We start from the raw sequence: 14,825 nt of genomic DNA, 5'->3' as shown, positions 1-14,825 counted from the left end.
ATCGTCAACGCAGGCCGGGCGGCGATGCCTGCTGCACATCGAGCTTGCGTGGAATCAGCTTCAGCGCATGGAACGCGTCGGCGATCTGTTGCTGGTGCCGCAGCACTTCACGCGTGACCGGCTCCACGCCGTAGGCAAGCCGCCGGGCCGCCAGCTCTACCACGGGCCGTTCCAGCCCCAGCACGGGCTGCAGCAACTCGACCGATGCCTGCTGGTTGTCGCGCGCCCAGAGGTCGCCACGGCGGATTTCCTTGAGCAAGGTCTCGATGACTTGAGGATGCCGCTGGAAGTAATCGCGCGATGCCAGAAAGAACTGATAGTTGTTGGCCAGCCCGCGTCCGTCGGCCAGCACGCGAGCGCCCAGCTGCTGTTCGGCCGCGGCCTGGAACGGGTCCCAGATCACCCAGGCATCTACAGAGCCGCGCTCGAAGGCGGCCCGTGCATCGGCGGGCGTCAGGTAGGCGACCTGCACGTCGCGATAGGCTACGCCGGCCTTCTCCAGGTGCTTGACCAGCAGGTAATGCACATTCGACCCTTTGTTCAAGGCCACTTTCTTGCCCCTGAGGTCGGCCACGCTGCGGATCGGCGAATCGTGCGGCACCAGAATCGCCTCGCTCTCGGGTGCGGGCGGCTCGTTGCCTACGTAAACCAGGGGCGCGCCGGCCGCCTGCGCGAAGATGGGCGGCGCTTCGCCCACGGTGCCGAAATCGATCGACCCCACGTTCAGGCCTTCCAGCAGTTGCGGGCCGGCGGGGAACTCCACCCATTTGATCGCGATGCCCTGCTCGCCCAGCGCTTTGTCGAGCGAGCCCAATGCCTTCAAGATGGTCAGCGTGCCGTATTTCTGGTAGCCGATGCGCAGCGTGCCGGCATCCTGCGCCGTCGCGCACGCGCAGGCCAGCAGCGCGAGGCACAGCGCCATTACATAGTGCGGCAGGCGGGCAAACCGGGTCGTCATGCGAGTTCTCCTTGTCAAATGCTGAACCTTGCGTTCAAGGCCAGGTAGGCCAGGTCATAGCCCCGCGCTGGCGGCGCAGTGGTCACATGCGCGGCCAGGCGGTCCACTGCCGCGTCCAACCGCGCGCGCACCTCTGCATCGATGGCGGCCTCATCGTGGCGCACCGTTACCTGGCGATCTGTCGCGTACACGCCGGCCAGAATGTGGCGGGCGCCCAGCGCCGACAGCACGGGCTTCAGGCTGTACTCGAGCGCCAGCAGATGCGCAGCGCTGCCACCGGTGGCAATGGGCAGCACGATCTTGTCGGCCAGCGCCTTTTCGTCGAGCAGGTCCAGGATGGCCTTCAAGCCGCCGGCAAACGAGGCCTTGTAAACGGGCGAGGCGATCAACAACGCCTGCGCCTGCGCAACGCGCCGCCGCAAGTGGCTGGCGGCCGCGCCGCTGTAGCGGCCTTCGATCAGGTCCTCGGCGGGCAGGTCGCGCAGTCCCAGTTCGCTGCCTGGCAGCCCCCGCGCCGCCAGGCGCCGGCCCGCATAACGCAACAGCGCCGATGAACGCGAATGCAGCGCGGGGCTGCCGGCCAACATCAGAATCGGCATGATTGGAACCGCTGCTCCATTGGTGATCAGGAAGCAACGATTCTGGGACTGCGCCCGGCCGCTGAAAAATACTTAGTCGATATGAAGTTATGCGCGCCACTTGAATCCCGGCCAAAAGCGCGCGAAAAAAAACGCCGGCACGGGCCATGCGATGCCCGCAGACATCGCATGGCCCGTGCCGGCGTCCGGCGCAGCGGCGCTCAGGCTGGCATCAGTCTTGCCCGTGGCCGGATTCCGGCGCCGCCGTCTTCTTGCGCGCGGCCAGCCATCGGCCCAGCACCACCACCACCAGCACGCCCACCACTTCGGCCGTCAGCTTCATGGCGCTGGATACTTCGCCCAGGCGCTCTACGATGACCACGTCGGTCACCAGCATGCCGCCCGCGATCCAGCCCAGCAGGCCGGCCCCGAACGTGACCACCAACGGATAGCGGTCGATCAGCTTGAGCACCAGCGTGCTGCCCCAGATGATGATGGGCACGCTGACCACCAGGCCGAAGATGACCAGGCCGATCTGGTGGTCCGGATTGGCGGTCTGCGCCGCCCCGGCGATGGCAATGACGTTGTCCAGGCTCATGACGAAGTCGGCCACGATAATGGTCTTGACCGCGGCCCAGACCGACGCCCCGCCCTTGATGTTGCCGTGCGCGTCCTCTTCAGGAATGAGCAGCTTCACGCCGACCCACAGCAGCAGCAGCGCACCGACAATCTTCAAGTAGGGAACGGCAAGCAGCGTCAACGCAAAGGCGATCAGCACCACGCGCAGGCCGATGGCGCCGGCGGTGCCCCACAAGATGCCTTGCATGCGCTGCCGGGGCGGCAGGTTGCGGCAGGCCAGCGCGATGACCACCGCGTTGTCGCCGCCGAGCAGGATGTCGATGAGAATGATCTGGAACACGGCGGCCCAGCTGAGGGTCTGGAAAAACTCGAGCATGCAATCTCCGGATGAATAGGGGAAAAGAACGCTGTTTTAGCATTTCTTACAACAAGCTGAATAAAACCTGACAGCCAGTTTACATTTCGGTTCCCTCTGGCTGCCCATTCCGGCACGAAAACTGCGCATGCGGCGGTAATCCGCCCTCGTCTGGCAGGAAGACCCAATGTAGATCAAGGAATTGAAATGGGAAAGGGAATGAAGCGTTTCACCCGGATTGCCGCCACCTGGATCGGCGCGGCCCTGCTGCTGGCCGCCCTGGCGCTGCTCATGCGTTGGCTCAACAGCTGACGCGGGCCGGGCACGCTACGTGCGTGGCTGAGCGCTCACCGAATCAAAGACCACGCCCTGCCATGCCGACCCTGTCTCGCAGCAGCCCAGAATCGCCCTGCCCCGGGCAACGCCCCGACTTGGTGGCAGCCTACCCGCGCCGCCTGGGCGCCTCGGCCCACGATACGGCCAGCCACCGGGCGCTGGCTGGCAAGCTGGCCGGCCTGCTGGGCTGCCCCTGCTCGGTGGACTATGAACCCGCGCCCGCTTCGGACGGCCCCGCAACACCGCATATTTATTACGTGCCCGCCATGACCTTGGGCAGCCCGGCCGCGGCGCGCCTGGGAATCCACGGCGAGATGGACTTCTACGGCGGCGTGGTGCCCCATGATTTCGTAGCCAGCAAGGCCATCACGCATGCCCTGCTCGATGGCGCGCGAGCGCCCGCGCCGGCGGGCTGGGCGGCGCAGATGGGCGCGCGGGTGCGAGACGCCGTGCTGGCGGGCTACACCGTCTTCTCGGCCGAAGATGCATTGCTCGCCGGCACGCTGCTGCTGCGCAATGGCCCAGTGCGCGTCAAGCCGGTGCAGGCGACGGCCGGGCGCGGCCAGGTCAAGGTGGGCGACGAAGCAGAGTTGCGCGACGCGCTGCGTGCCCAGAATGAGAACGAAACGGCCCAGTTCGGGCTGGTGCTGGAAGAACACCTGGAAGACATCGTGACTTATAGCGTGGGCACCGTGCGCCTGCCCGGCATGGCGGCGAGCTATGTCGGCACGCAGCAGCTGACGCGCGACAACGACGGCAACCCGGTATACGGCGGCTCGGACATACTGTTCGTGCGCGGCGGCCTCGACGCCCTGGCGGCCTCCCATTGGCCGGCCGCGCTACGCCACGCCATCGAACTGGCGCGATGCTATGACGCCGCCGTGCAGGACTGCTATCCGGGTTTCTTCGCGTCGCGGCGCAATTATGACGTTGCCCAGGGCTTGGGCCCTGCAGGCGACTGCCGCAGCGGCGTGCTGGAGCAATCGTGGCGCGCCGGCGGCGCCAGCATGGCGGAAGCCTGCGCGCTGGAGGCGTTCTGCCGCGATCCCGGCCTGACGAGGGTTCGAGCCCGCACTACCGAAAGCTATGGCGGCGACGACTCACGGCCCCCCGAAGCCACGATCGTGTACGACGATGACGACCCGCAGGTGGGACGCATCAGTAAATCCGCCGGGATCGTGCAGCATGGCCACGCATAGCGATTCGGTCTCGATTCCGGTAGAGGGCCAGGAACTGTCAGGCACTTTCCTGTCGCCCGAGACCCGCATCCCGGGCGTGCTGTTCGTCCATGGCTGGGGCGGCAGCCAGAAATTCGACCTGGCCCGCGCGCGCAGGATCGCCGGGCTTGGATGTATCTGCCTGACCTTCGACCTGCGCGGCCATGCCGCCACCGAGGCGCAGCGCTCGCGGGTTTCTCGGCGCGACAATCTGCGCGACGTGGTGGCGGCCTACGACCAACTGCTCGCCCACCCCTCCATTGACAGCCGCGAGATCGCGGTGGTGGGCAGCAGCTATGGCGGCTACCTGGCCGCCATTCTGTCGACGATGCGCCCGGTGAGGTGGCTGGCGCTGCATGTGCCGGCGCTCTATCGCGACGAAGAATGGGACCGGCCCAAGGGCTCGCTCAGCCGCGAGAACCTGGCGGCGTACCGCCTGACGCGGGTGGGCCCCGACGAAAACCGTGCGCTCGCGGCATGCGAAGCATTTACCGGCGATGTGCTGATCGTGGAGTCCGAGCATGACACGTACATTCCCCATTCCACCATCATGAACTATCGCTCCGCATTCCTGCGCGCGCATTCGATGACACACCGCATCGTGGACGGCGCCGACCACGGGCTGACCGACAAGGCGGCGCAGCAAGCCTACACGTCCATCTTGTTGAACTGGGCCACGGAAATGATCGTCGGCGCCCGGGTGGGCGGCGAGCCGGTCGAGCACTGATGCCAGGCACGCCGCTTGCAATAGCGGCGTGCGTGCCATGGGAGATCGCTGCATGAACGAAGTCGAGCGCGTTGCGCGCTTCATGTCGGAACAGTCGCTGGTGCTGGTGACCGCCGAGTCGTGCACCGCCGGACTGATTGCCGCCACGCTGGCCGACGTGCCCGGCGCGGGCAGCTTGCTGGACTGTGCGTTCGTGACGTACGCGCCCGAAGCCAAGCTGCGCTGCCTGGGCCTGGACGCCGCCCTGCTGCGCCGCTGCAACCTGACCAGCGAGCCTGTGGCCCGCGCCATGGCCCTGGGCGCCAGCCAACGCAGCCCGGCCTCGGTCGCCATCGCCAACACCGGCGTCACCGATGACACAGATGACGATATCGAGCCGGGCACCCAATGCTATGCATGGCTGTTCCGCGCCGGCGCCGCCGATGCGCGCCCCGTGGTCTACACCGAGACGCGGCGCTTTTCCGGCGCGCGCAATGCCATCCGCGAAGCCAGCGCCCGCTATGCGCTGTCGCGCCTGCCTCATTACTACCAGGCCTGGCTGGCCGGCGAACCGCCGGCCGCCGCCCTGCCCGCCAAGGAGCCCGCCATGAAACCGCAACGCCCTGCCGCTACCAAAGACGACACCCCGCGCGAAATGCAGAAAAGCCACGGAGACGCCCAGCACCGGTCCAAGAAGGACGGCCACGCCACCCAGGTCGGCTCGGGCCAGGACCAGCAGAGCCAGCGCCACCGCGGCGCGGGAGCGCGGCGTTCCTAGCGTGGCGCGCCAGGCGGGCCTGGTATACGTAGACGACAGCCGCCCCGGCTACACCCGCGAGCGCGCCCGATCGGGCGGATTCCGTTATCTGGATACGCGCGGCCGCGTGATCTCCGATGCGCGGGTCATCGCGCGTATCGACGCACTGGCGATTCCGCCCGCCTATACCGATGTATGGATATGCCCTTTGCCGAATGGGCACCTGCAAGCCACAGGGCGCGATGCGCGGGGCCGCAAACAGTACCGCTACCATGCGGATTGGCGGGCCGAGCGCGATGCGGCAAAGTACGGGCAACTGCTCGAATTCGCCGCCAGCCTGCCGCGCATCCGCCGCAGGGTGGCCCGCGACATGCGCCGCCCCGCCCTGACGCAGGACAAGATGCTGGCCGTGCTGGTGCGCCTGCTGGAGATCACGCTGATCCGCATCGGCACGCGCGAATACGCCCGCGCCAACCAGTCGTACGGGCTTACCACGCTGAAGCGCCGGCACACCGCCGTGGCCGGCGACCGCCTGCGGCTGCGGTTCACGGGCAAGAGCGGAGTTGCGCACGACGTTACCGTGACCGACGCGCGGATCGCGCGCACGGTCAAGCGATGCATGGACCTGCCTGGCCAGCAACTGTTCCACTACCGCGCCGAAGACGGCGAGATCCGGCCGGTCGATTCGGACATGGTCAACGCTTACCTGAAAGCGGCCAGCGGCAGCGGATTCACCGCCAAGCACTACCGCACCTGGGCGGGCTCGGTGATGGCTTTCAAGCTGCTGCAGGGCCAACCGGTTGACAACGATGCGCAGGCCACGCGCACGCTGGCAGAGGTCGTAAGGCAAGTGGCCAAGCGGCTGGGCAACACGCCGGCGGTCTGCCGCAATTGCTATATTCACCCGACCATCCTGGACGCGTATCGGCTGGGCGCCTTGCCTGCCTGCACCACGCCGGCCGCCGCACCGCGCGGCCTGGCGGCCGACGAGCGGCGCCTGTGGCATTTCCTGCGTAGCTGGCAGGCGCCGCGTACCTGAACGTACGTGAACGTACGTGAAGGTTGCCGCGCTACAGCAGATGCGAGCGCGTGTTCTTGGCGTGCGGCCGGGGCTTGGAGCCGTCGGCCCAGTTCGAGTCGTCGCGGTTGTCGCGCACCGGCCGGCTATCTTTGGCGGCCTCGTCGGGCGTATCCGTGGTCGGCCGGGGCGGCTGGCGCGGAACGTCAACCGTATCGCGGGGAGGCAGTACCTTGCCTTGGGCCGCGGGCTGCGGCCGGGCGGCCTTGCGCGGCGGCGCGGATCTTGGCGTGTTGGGCATGGATATGCTCCTTCTGGCCGGCGTCCGCCGCGGGGCTTGCAGGCGCCGGGCGCCCGCGCGGCCTGACGCCAGACGGTCAATGAGTTGCAGGTTCCGGCTCGCGCTGCGGCGGCGTCAGCGGGTCGAAATCCTGCCATTGGCCATTGGCCCAGCGGCCATTGGCCCGTTCCACGTCCACGCCGCCCGCCTCACGCAATACAGCCACTGCGCGGGCCTCCTGGTCGGGCTGGATGTGCAGGGCCAGCAGCACGCCAGCTTGCCGCACTTCCGGGTGGACATCGGGGGCCCGGGCGCCGCGGGCCAAGCGGCGCCCCTGGCCGGTCACCCACAGCGCGCCCGCCAAGGCTCCGATATAGGCGCCCACCCCGCCGGCGGCCGTCACGACAATGGCCGACGGCTCGATCTGCCAAGCCAGCACGGCGCATACCAGGGCGAACAGGATTCCCAGGGCCGCGGCGCCCACCACCGCGCCCATCGAGGCGCCATGCGCGTCGGGATCGGCCTTGCGGTCGCCGCCCATGGGATAGCGCGCGTGCTCGCCCGCGATGTTGACGTAGAACGTATGCATATCTTCATCGCGGAACCCAGCGGCATACAGGTTGCGCGCGGCGCTTTCGGCTTGCTCGAAGGTCTGGAAACGGGCGGCGACAATCAAGGACATCACGGCCTCCTGTGGCGTTGACGTGCTTCGCAGGCCAGCAATTCGCATACCCGGGGCGAAACCACCCGCCGGCGCGCCAGCACCGCCGCCATGCCTTGCCCGACATCGCGGGCCAGGCGCAGGCGCTCGCGCGCCGAGCGCTGCAGGCGGAACTCGCGAGCCGTGGCATGCCAGGCCATGGCCGCGGGCAACCGCATCCAGGCTGTCCAGACGGCATTGCGAGCCAGCAGCCGCCGCCGTAGCGGCGCATCGCGGGCCGTGGACGGCCAATGGCGGATGCATACCGCCGGCGCGTACACGATGCGCCAGCCTTGCTCCATCACATCCAGCGCCAGCAGCTCTTCTTCTCCGCCAATCAGCAGCGGGGGCCAGTACCCGCCGGCCCCGCGGAATACTTCAGTACGCATGACGCAGGCGCCCGCCATGAAGCCCAGCAGGCATGGGCCGACCCCCGGCTGCTCGGGCAAGGGGCTTTCCTGCATGGCAGCGCACGCCTGGTCCAGGCGGCCTTCCTGGCCGACCAGGACACGGGCAGTCAATACGCCGATTTCCGGCGCGGCGTCCAGAATGCCAACGGCAGTTTCGAGCGCGCGGGGTTCCCAGCAAGTATCGTCGTCGCAAAAGGCCACGTACTCGGTCTGCGCGGCGCGCACGCCCAGATTGCGGCCCGCCGCGCCCAGATTGGCCGGCGCGCGCACCAGCGCCAGGCCCGGAAAGTCGCGCCGCACCGCCTCGGCCGTCCCGTCGGCGCTGCCATTGTCGACGACGATGATCGGATGCCGGCCCGGCAGCCGCGCCAGGCCATGCAGCGTACGCATCAGTTCGGCGCGGCGGTTGTGGGTCAACACCACGATGGAAAGACGGGGCGGCATCATTCGTGCCCCGGCGCTTCGGCCTCCAGCCGCCAATAGCACTCCGGCGCGGCATCATCGCCCTGCCCGGGCGTGAGTCCCAGCGCATCCAGCTGGCTGGCATACGCGGCAACAGCGCGTAGCTTGTGGTCGCCGCCCGGCCGCGGGCCGGCTTGCGGCGTGGCCCGCACATGCTGAGCCTGCAAGTCGGCCAGGCGTTGTTGCACCAGGCCGGGTTTGCGGCGATACAAGGCTTCTTCGTACATCAGCCAACTGCTGCCCAGCGTCGAGAACAGCCGCCATACGGTCAATGCGGCATCGGATACGCGCAGATGGTCCCGATGAAACAAGCCCAGCGGCGCCAGGATCACCGCGGGCCGCAGCGTGGTCAACGCGGCGGCCAGCATGCCGGTGATCCGCCCGGCCTCGTTGGCGGGCCCCTGGTACTGGTCGTCCAGCAGTCCCAGGCCCAGCCCGCGCGCGCCCAGCACGGCCATGGCGGCGCGATTTTCCTCGTGCCGTGCCATCACCGCCTGGTCAGCCCGCTCGAATCCACAGCGGCGGTCCCAGTCGGGCAGCGGCGCGGTATGCGACGGCACGCCCGAGTAAACCGTCAATACCGTGCCGCCGGGCCGGGCGGCCAGCCACTCGCCGCAACTGAAGACGGCGTCGTCGAAATGCGGCGAAATCACTACCAGCCTGCCTTGCGAGTCCATTTCACGCTCCTGCCATGCCACCCGCCGCCATCGCTGCTGTCGGCGCGGGGGCCCGGTGCGCCTGCCGGCGGAAATAATCGACGGTGCGCGCCAGGCCGGCCGACAGCGGCGTGGTGGGCCGCCACCGCAACTGTTCGCGGGCCAGCGTGATGTCGGGGCAGCGATGCGTGGGGTCGTCGCGCGGCAGGTCGCGGAACTGCAGCGGCGCGCGCGATCCCGTCAGCTCGCGCACCAGCTCGGCCATGCGCAAGACTGAAATCTCGGCCGGGTTGCCCAGGTTGACGGGCTGACTGAACTGGTCCGGGCTATTCATCAGGCGCAGCAAGCCGTCCACCAGATCGTCCACATAACAGAACGATCGCGTCTGGCTGCCGTCGCCGTATACGGTGAGCGGATGGCCGGCCAGGGCCTGCACGATGAAGTTCGAGACGACCCGGCCATCGTCGGCCGCCATGCCTGGTCCGTAAGTATTGAAGATGCGCGCGATCTTCACCACCACGCCACGGCGGCGGCCATATTCCATGAACAGGGTCTCGGCGCAGCGCTTGCCCTCGTCGTAGCACGAGCGCGGCCCCACGGGATTGACATGCCCCCAGTAGCCCTCGCGCTGCGGGTGCTCGAGCGGGTCGCCATACACTTCGCTGGTGGACGCCTGCAAAATGCGGGCACCCGTGCGCGCGGCCAGTTCCAGCAACTGCGTGGCGCCTTGCACGCAGGTCTGCAACGTGGCCACCGGATCGGCCTGGTAGTGCACCGGCGATGCCGGGCAGGCCAGGTTATAGATGCAGTCGATGTGAAGTTCGGCCGGCAACGGCAGCGCAATGTCCTGGCGTATCACGGTCAGCCCGGGGTGCGCGGCCAGGCCCGCCAGATTCTCGCTGCGTCCGGTATGAAAGTTGTCCACGCATATCACTTCCCAGCCCTGCAGCAACAGGCGCCGGCACAAGTGCGCGCCCAGAAACCCCGCCCCGCCGGCGACCAAGGCTCTGGGCAATGTCGTCATACTGTCTTTCATGATGCCTCCGTCAACGTGGCGAATATCTGGTTCCAGTCGGCAACGAAACGGTCGATGGCAAATCGCCGCAGCGCCGTGCGCCGGCCGGCCTCGCCCCATTCGCGGGCCAGGCCCCGGTCGGCGAGCAATTGCCGCAAAACGTCGTGCAGGCGCTCGGGGCGCGTGTCGACGTAGCCGTCATGCCCGCTGGTAATGACGCAAGGCAGTTCGGTCGCGGCAAAGCCCACCACGGGCAGCCCGCACAACATCGCTTCCACCAGCGATAACCCCAGGCTGGCGTAACGCACCGGGCTGAAAAAGCACCGGTAGCGCGCCATGAAATGGGCCACTTCCATGTTGGGCACTTCCCCCAGCCCGCCGGCTTCCTCCGAGCCCATGCCGATCAGGTCCAGCGGCACTTGCCTTGCGGCCTGGGCGTACAAGTCGGCGCCGACGCGCCGGCCCCGGCGCGCCAGGTGGTTGACCACGACGATGCCGCGCGCCAGGTCGCCCCGGTACAACGGCCCGGGATCGGGAATGCCGTGCTCGACCACGCGCTGCGGCATGCCGCCCGAATCCCACATGACGGCGTTGTACGGCGTGACATGCACCAGCAGACCCCGCTCGTGGCGAAACGCATGTACCGTCTCGGCCGCGAGCGGCGCGGGAGGATTGTGCTCGATGTATGCGCACGGCAGCCGCCGCTGTGCCTGCGACAGCAGCATTGGCGCGTCGGCCAGGTTGTGCCCGGACTGGTACACCACCAGATCCACGGCCAGGTTCCGCACTTGTTCGGCAGGCACGCCGTGCACGTTCGGCCCCCAGGGAATCTTGCGGCCCAGCGGCCCATAGCCCGGCCGGCCGTCGCCCCGTTGCGGCACGTAGAACTCATGCGGTGTCTGCGTCAGCGAATACAAGTAGTTGCCGTGCACGTGCCACACCAGGATGCGCAGCCGGCGCGCGGCGCCGGCCGCCTCAGTACGCGACATGATGGGATTCCTCCAGTTGGCTGCGCGCGCGGGCCAGCACTTCGCTGGCCGGCACGGCCAGCGCGCAGGGATGCCCGATCGGGCACACCACGTGGCTGCAGGGGCGGCATGGCACGTCGGCGGCAATGACGGCATGACGGCTGCCGTCCAGCGGCGCCCACCGCCGCGCGTCGCTGCCAGAGGCGATCACGACGCTCGGCGTGCCCACGGCTGCCGCCACGTGCGACATGCCGGTGTCATTGCAGATCACCAGCCGGCAGCGGCCGGCCAGCGCCGCCAGCTCACCCAGCGAGGTGCGGCCGCACAGGTTGGCCGGCCGCATGGCGCAGGCGCGCCATACCGCCGCGGCCAACGCGGCTTCGTCATCCGTTCCGGTCAGCGCCACCTGCCAGCCTTGCGCGCCCAGCGCCGCCGCCACCTGGGCGAAGCGCTCGGTGGGCCAGCGGCGCGACGGCAGGCGCGCCCCGGGATGCACCAGCACCGTACGGCGCGGATCCAGGCCTTCATGCCGCAGCAAGGCTTGCGCGGCGGCCTCTTCGGGCGGCGTTACAGGCAACTCCAGAGATGAGTCGAAGGCCGGGATGCCCAGATAGCGCAACAGCGCCAGGTAACGCAATGGCTCGGCCAGGTGATCGGGCCAGACCATCCGGCTGCCCGGCACAGTCTCTGCGCGGGTCGGCACGAAACCCGCCCAGCGGCGAGCTCCCAGATTACGCACAACCGCGTTCGAATGCCGGCCGCTGCCGTGCAGTTGCAGCGCTACGTCGAACCGGTGCGCCTGCGCGTGCCGGTAGAACGCCGGCAGGTCGTGTTCGCGCGGCGCTTGCTCGGGAAAATCAGTCGTGCCCGGAAACTCCAGCAACTCATCGATGTATCGGTCAAAGCGGCGCACAAAGTCGCGCGCCCCGGGCAGACCCACCAGCGTGACGTGCGCGCGTGGAAACGCGTGGCGTAGCGCACGCAAGGCTGGCACTGCGCAAAGCATGTCGCCCAATTGCAAGGCGCGGAACACGGCGATCCGGGCCGGCTGCCCCGATGGTCCTGCCGGTGTGTTGATGGCGTTCATGGAAACCGCAGTCCAAAGCGCGCCATTCCCACCAGTCGCCATGCGATCGACAGGACAGGGATCGCGGCCGAGGTCAGCGCCAGTTCGGCCACGTGGGCGGGCCGGCGCGACACGCCCCGCAGCCGGCGCATGAAGAACCACGCGGTCAGGCCCAGCCAGATCATGCCGAGCGCCGCGCAAGCAACGCCGCGCCCCGCCAGCCCGGCCGCCACGGCCCCGGCCAGCGACAGCGCGCCAGCCAGGTAGAACCACGGCGGGCCCCGCCGTATGCGCGCGCGGTATAGCCGCGGATACTTGCGGTACAGCAGCACGTCGAACATCACTTTCTTCTGCATGCGCAGTCCGGCCGCGAACGGCGCGTTGCGCACGGGATGCAATACCCGGGCGCGCGGTGCGCGCGCCACGTCCATGCCCCGCTCCAGCATGGCGAAATGCAGATCGGAATCCTCACGCCAGGCCATGGTGTAGCGCGGGTCGAACCCCCCCGCCTCTTCCAGGGCCGAGCGCCGCACGAAGCAGTTGGCGGTTACGAACTCGGCCCGCGCCAGTCCGGCCGCATCGCGCTCGTAGTCGGTCGGCACGTCGGGAATCGGCATGTCGATGGCGCCCGCCACCGCCTGCACGTCCGGGCGCAGCGCACGCAAGCCTTCGGCCAGCCAGTCCGGCGCGGCGATGGTGTCGTCATCGGTAAAGGCAATGACCGGCCCGCGCGCGTTGCGCCATCCCAGGTTGCGCGCCGCGGCCGGCCCGTCGGTGTCCGCGGCCGCCAGGTAGCGCAGGCGCACGCCATTGCCGTCCGGCGCATCCAGCGCCTGCACTTGCCGGCGCGTCAGCGGGTCGGCGCCGTCGTCGCATACGATGACCTCGTAGGCCTGGGCCGGAAAGCGTTGCGCCAGCAGGGCCTGCAGACAACGTTCCAGCAGCTGGGGCCGGCCGCGGGTGGGCACCACTACCGACACCGCGAGGGGCTGCGTCATGCCGCTCATCGGGGTTTCTCCAGCAGATACGAGCCGATGACCAGCGCGTCCAGCGGCGAGGTCCAGAAGCACTCGATCGCGTCACGCGGCGAACACACGACCGGTTCGCCTCGCGTGTTGAACGACGTATTGACCAGCACCGGCACGCCGGTGCGGCGCTCGAAGGCCGCCAGCAGATCGTGATAGCGCGCGTTCTGGTCGCGGCGCACCGTCTGCACCCGCGCCGTGCCGTCGATGTGCCGCACCGCCGGGATCTGGGCCGCGCGCTGCGGCAACACGTCATAGACAAACAGCATGAAGGGCGCGCACAGCGAGTCCGCGCCGCGCGCGTCGAACCATTGCGGGGCGCGGTCTTCGAGCACCACCGGCGCCACCGGCCGGAAATCCTCGCGGTCTTTCAGGCCATTGAGGCGGGCCTGCATGCCGCTGTCCAACGGCGAGGCCAGGATCGAGCGGGCGCCCAGCGCGCGTGGCCCGAACTCCATGCGGCCCTGGAACCAGCCCAGGATTTTCTCCTGCGCCAGCAGTTCCGCCGCTTCCTCGGCCACGTCGTCGAGCTTGCGGAATGCCAGCCTGGACCGGTACAGAAAGCGCTCGATCTCGTCGTCGCCATACTCCGGCCCCAGGTAGGCATGCTCCATGGTCCAGCGGCGCGGCCCGCCGCGCTGCTGGTAATCGACATACAACGCGGCGCCCAGCGCCGTGCCGGAGTCACCGGCGGCTGGCTGAACCCACACGCTGTCAAACGGGCCATCGCGGGTCAGGCGCGCATTCATGACGCAGTTCAGGGCCACGCCGCCCGCCATCGACAGATGGCGCGCGCCGGTTTCCCGATGCAGCCAGCCGGCCATGTGCAAGGCGGTCTCTTCAAGTACATGCTGCAGGGAACTTGCCAGGTTCTTGTGATGCGCCTCGAACGGCGCGCCGCGCCGCCGCGGTGGACCGAAGCGTTCTTGCAGCCGGGCCGGTTCCAGCCAATAGCCGCCCTGATCGTCCAGGCGCACGATGTCGCGCAACTGCCTCAGGTATTCGGGTTGGCCGAACGAGGCCAGCGCCATCACCTTGTACTCGTCGGACGAATGGAGAAACCCCAGGTAGCGGGTAACGTCTTCGTACAACAGACCCAGGGAATGCGGCAGCTCGATCTGCTTCAGGCGCGTGTAGCGGCCGTCGCTGAACAGACCATAGCTGGTGCTGGCGCGTTCGCCGCGGCCATCCAGGGTAAGCACCGCCGACTCGTCGCAGGGCGCCGCCAGGAACGCGCTCGCCTCATGGCTGAGGTGGTGGTCCAGGAACGTCCAGCGCGACAGGATGTGGTCCAGCGTCACCCCTTCGAAACGGGCTTTCAAATGGTGCGGCGCGCCGTCGAGCAACTGGCGCGGCGCATTGACCACATAAGACACGAACAGCGGATCCCAGGGCGATCCCTCATGCGGCCGCGCTGCGGCGCGCGAGGGCTCCAGGGGCAGGACGATCTGCCCATCGGCCTGCGGAGGCGCCGGCAGCAGCGCCGGGTCGAAGGCATAGACGATATGGTCCACGTCGCCCAGCGCGATGCCGGCTTCGGCCAGGCAATAGTCGATGGCGTGGAAAGGCAATTGCCAGGTCGAGAAAGGCACTGGCCGCTTGCCGTGCTTGATGCGCGTAAAGCGTTCTTCCTCGGCCGCCGCCAGCACCACGCCGTCGCGCACGAGCGCGGCGGAACAATCATGAAAGGCGGCATTGATTCCCAGGGTATGCATGAGGGTTCCTTTAACGTCTTCGCT

The 14,825-nt window shown here is 68.3% G+C and carries 16 protein-coding genes; 4 read left to right on the top strand and 12 right to left on the bottom strand.

Annotated elements, in window-relative coordinates:
• Window positions 1-4: 4 nt before the first annotated feature.
• The 3 genes from BPET_RS12145 to BPET_RS12135 all read right to left on the bottom strand — a co-directional run bounded on the left by BPET_RS12145 (window position 5) and on the right by BPET_RS12135 (window position 2,491).
• Window positions 5-922: a sulfonate ABC transporter substrate-binding protein gene (locus tag BPET_RS12145; protein ID WP_231852704.1), complete on the bottom strand. Its 918-nt coding sequence runs from the start codon at window positions 920-922 to the stop codon at window positions 5-7.
• 50 nt (window positions 923-972) lie between these two features.
• The gene (gene ssuE, locus BPET_RS12140) at window positions 973-1,557 is read right to left on the bottom strand and encodes an NADPH-dependent FMN reductase (RefSeq protein ID WP_012249311.1); all 585 of its coding nucleotides are present in this window, start codon (window positions 1,555-1,557) and stop codon (window positions 973-975) included.
• Between the two features lie 211 nt (window positions 1,558-1,768).
• Window positions 1,769-2,491, bottom strand: coding sequence for a TerC family protein (locus tag BPET_RS12135; protein ID WP_012249310.1), 723 nt, complete (start codon window positions 2,489-2,491; stop codon window positions 1,769-1,771).
• Window positions 2,492-2,844: 353 nt separating this feature from the next.
• Here BPET_RS12135 and BPET_RS12130 point away from each other — a divergent pair, with 353 nt between their 5' ends.
• The 4 genes from BPET_RS12130 to BPET_RS12115 are packed head-to-tail and all read left to right on the top strand — an operon-like array spanning window position 2,845 to window position 6,525.
• Window positions 2,845-4,005 carry a DUF3182 family protein gene (locus BPET_RS12130; RefSeq protein WP_012249309.1) on the top strand — a complete coding sequence of 387 codons (1,161 nt, stop codon included), beginning with the start codon at window positions 2,845-2,847 and terminating at the stop codon, window positions 4,003-4,005.
• Window positions 3,992-4,750, top strand: coding sequence for an alpha/beta hydrolase family protein (locus tag BPET_RS12125; RefSeq protein WP_012249308.1), 759 nt, complete (start codon window positions 3,992-3,994; stop codon window positions 4,748-4,750). The genes BPET_RS12130 and BPET_RS12125 overlap by 14 nt, the downstream gene beginning before the upstream one ends.
• Window positions 4,751-4,802: 52 nt before the next feature.
• On the top strand, window positions 4,803-5,507 hold the full coding sequence (locus BPET_RS12120; RefSeq protein WP_012249307.1) for a CinA family protein: 705 nt from the start codon (window positions 4,803-4,805) through the stop codon (window positions 5,505-5,507).
• Window position 5,508: 1 nt separating this feature from the next.
• A complete protein-coding gene (locus BPET_RS12115; RefSeq protein WP_012249306.1) occupies window positions 5,509-6,525 on the top strand; it encodes a DNA topoisomerase IB in 1,017 nt (338 codons plus the stop codon).
• 31 nt (window positions 6,526-6,556) lie between these two features.
• On the opposite strand, the gene BPET_RS12110 is transcribed toward BPET_RS12115, so the two are convergent.
• The 9 genes from BPET_RS12110 to BPET_RS12070 all read right to left on the bottom strand — a co-directional run bounded on the left by BPET_RS12110 (window position 6,557) and on the right by BPET_RS12070 (window position 14,801).
• Window positions 6,557-6,805 (bottom strand): hypothetical protein, encoded by a 249-nt coding sequence (locus BPET_RS12110; protein ID WP_012249305.1) that lies wholly within the window; start codon window positions 6,803-6,805, stop codon window positions 6,557-6,559.
• Between the two features lie 76 nt (window positions 6,806-6,881).
• Window positions 6,882-7,466, bottom strand: coding sequence for a hypothetical protein (locus BPET_RS12105; RefSeq protein ID WP_012249304.1), 585 nt, complete (start codon window positions 7,464-7,466; stop codon window positions 6,882-6,884).
• Entirely contained in the window at window positions 7,466-8,341 is an 876-nt protein-coding gene (locus BPET_RS12100; protein WP_012249303.1) for a glycosyltransferase family 2 protein, read from the bottom strand. The genes BPET_RS12105 and BPET_RS12100 overlap by 1 nt, the downstream gene beginning before the upstream one ends.
• Window positions 8,338-9,033: a PIG-L deacetylase family protein gene (locus BPET_RS12095; protein WP_012249302.1), complete on the bottom strand. Its 696-nt coding sequence runs from the start codon at window positions 9,031-9,033 to the stop codon at window positions 8,338-8,340. The genes BPET_RS12100 and BPET_RS12095 overlap by 4 nt, the downstream gene beginning before the upstream one ends.
• A gap of 1 nt (window position 9,034) precedes the next feature.
• Window positions 9,035-10,048, bottom strand: a complete 1,014-nt coding sequence (locus BPET_RS12090) for a UDP-glucuronic acid decarboxylase family protein (protein ID WP_151208961.1) — start codon at window positions 10,046-10,048, stop codon at window positions 9,035-9,037.
• Window positions 10,045-11,016 carry a glycosyltransferase gene (locus BPET_RS12085; RefSeq protein WP_012249300.1) on the bottom strand — a complete coding sequence of 324 codons (972 nt, stop codon included), beginning with the start codon at window positions 11,014-11,016 and terminating at the stop codon, window positions 10,045-10,047. The genes BPET_RS12090 and BPET_RS12085 overlap by 4 nt, the downstream gene beginning before the upstream one ends.
• Window positions 11,003-12,082: a glycosyltransferase family 9 protein gene (locus BPET_RS12080; RefSeq protein WP_012249299.1), complete on the bottom strand. Its 1,080-nt coding sequence runs from the start codon at window positions 12,080-12,082 to the stop codon at window positions 11,003-11,005. The genes BPET_RS12085 and BPET_RS12080 overlap by 14 nt, the downstream gene beginning before the upstream one ends.
• A complete protein-coding gene (locus tag BPET_RS12075; RefSeq protein ID WP_012249298.1) occupies window positions 12,079-13,068 on the bottom strand; it encodes a glycosyltransferase in 990 nt (329 codons plus the stop codon). The genes BPET_RS12080 and BPET_RS12075 overlap by 4 nt, the downstream gene beginning before the upstream one ends.
• Window positions 13,065-14,801: a carbamoyltransferase family protein gene (locus BPET_RS12070; protein WP_012249297.1), complete on the bottom strand. Its 1,737-nt coding sequence runs from the start codon at window positions 14,799-14,801 to the stop codon at window positions 13,065-13,067. The genes BPET_RS12075 and BPET_RS12070 overlap by 4 nt, the downstream gene beginning before the upstream one ends.
• Window positions 14,802-14,825: the final 24 nt, after the last annotated feature.

The organism is Bordetella petrii, assembly GCF_000067205.1.
Taxonomy (GTDB): Bacteria; Pseudomonadota; Gammaproteobacteria; order Burkholderiales; family Burkholderiaceae_B; genus Bordetella_A; species Bordetella_A petrii.
The sequence above is the reverse complement of the archived record's forward strand: the minus strand, read 5'-3'. Positions and strand labels throughout refer to the sequence as shown.

Excerpts from the sequence above, each read along its gene's own strand:
- BPET_RS12145 (WP_231852704.1), bottom strand. The coding sequence starts at position 922 with ATGGCGCTGTGCCTCGCGCTGCTGGCCTGCGCGTGCGCGACGGCGCAG.
- ssuE (WP_012249311.1), bottom strand. The coding sequence starts at position 1,557 with ATGCCGATTCTGATGTTGGCCGGCAGCCCCGCGCTGCATTCGCGTTCA.
- BPET_RS12135 (WP_012249310.1), bottom strand. The coding sequence starts at position 2,491 with ATGCTCGAGTTTTTCCAGACCCTCAGCTGGGCCGCCGTGTTCCAGATC.
- BPET_RS12130 (WP_012249309.1), top strand. The coding sequence starts at position 2,845 with ATGCCGACCCTGTCTCGCAGCAGCCCAGAATCGCCCTGCCCCGGGCAA.
- BPET_RS12125 (WP_012249308.1), top strand. The coding sequence starts at position 3,992 with ATGGCCACGCATAGCGATTCGGTCTCGATTCCGGTAGAGGGCCAGGAA.
- BPET_RS12120 (WP_012249307.1), top strand. The coding sequence starts at position 4,803 with ATGAACGAAGTCGAGCGCGTTGCGCGCTTCATGTCGGAACAGTCGCTG.
- BPET_RS12110 (WP_012249305.1), bottom strand. The coding sequence starts at position 6,805 with ATGCCCAACACGCCAAGATCCGCGCCGCCGCGCAAGGCCGCCCGGCCG.
- BPET_RS12105 (WP_012249304.1), bottom strand. The coding sequence starts at position 7,466 with ATGTCCTTGATTGTCGCCGCCCGTTTCCAGACCTTCGAGCAAGCCGAA.
- BPET_RS12100 (WP_012249303.1), bottom strand. The coding sequence starts at position 8,341 with ATGATGCCGCCCCGTCTTTCCATCGTGGTGTTGACCCACAACCGCCGC.
- BPET_RS12095 (WP_012249302.1), bottom strand. The coding sequence starts at position 9,033 with ATGGACTCGCAAGGCAGGCTGGTAGTGATTTCGCCGCATTTCGACGAC.
- BPET_RS12090 (WP_151208961.1), bottom strand. The coding sequence starts at position 10,048 with ATGAAAGACAGTATGACGACATTGCCCAGAGCCTTGGTCGCCGGCGGG.
- BPET_RS12085 (WP_012249300.1), bottom strand. The coding sequence starts at position 11,016 with ATGTCGCGTACTGAGGCGGCCGGCGCCGCGCGCCGGCTGCGCATCCTG.
- BPET_RS12080 (WP_012249299.1), bottom strand. The coding sequence starts at position 12,082 with ATGAACGCCATCAACACACCGGCAGGACCATCGGGGCAGCCGGCCCGG.
- BPET_RS12075 (WP_012249298.1), bottom strand. The coding sequence starts at position 13,068 with ATGAGCGGCATGACGCAGCCCCTCGCGGTGTCGGTAGTGGTGCCCACC.
- BPET_RS12070 (WP_012249297.1), bottom strand. The coding sequence starts at position 14,801 with ATGCATACCCTGGGAATCAATGCCGCCTTTCATGATTGTTCCGCCGCG.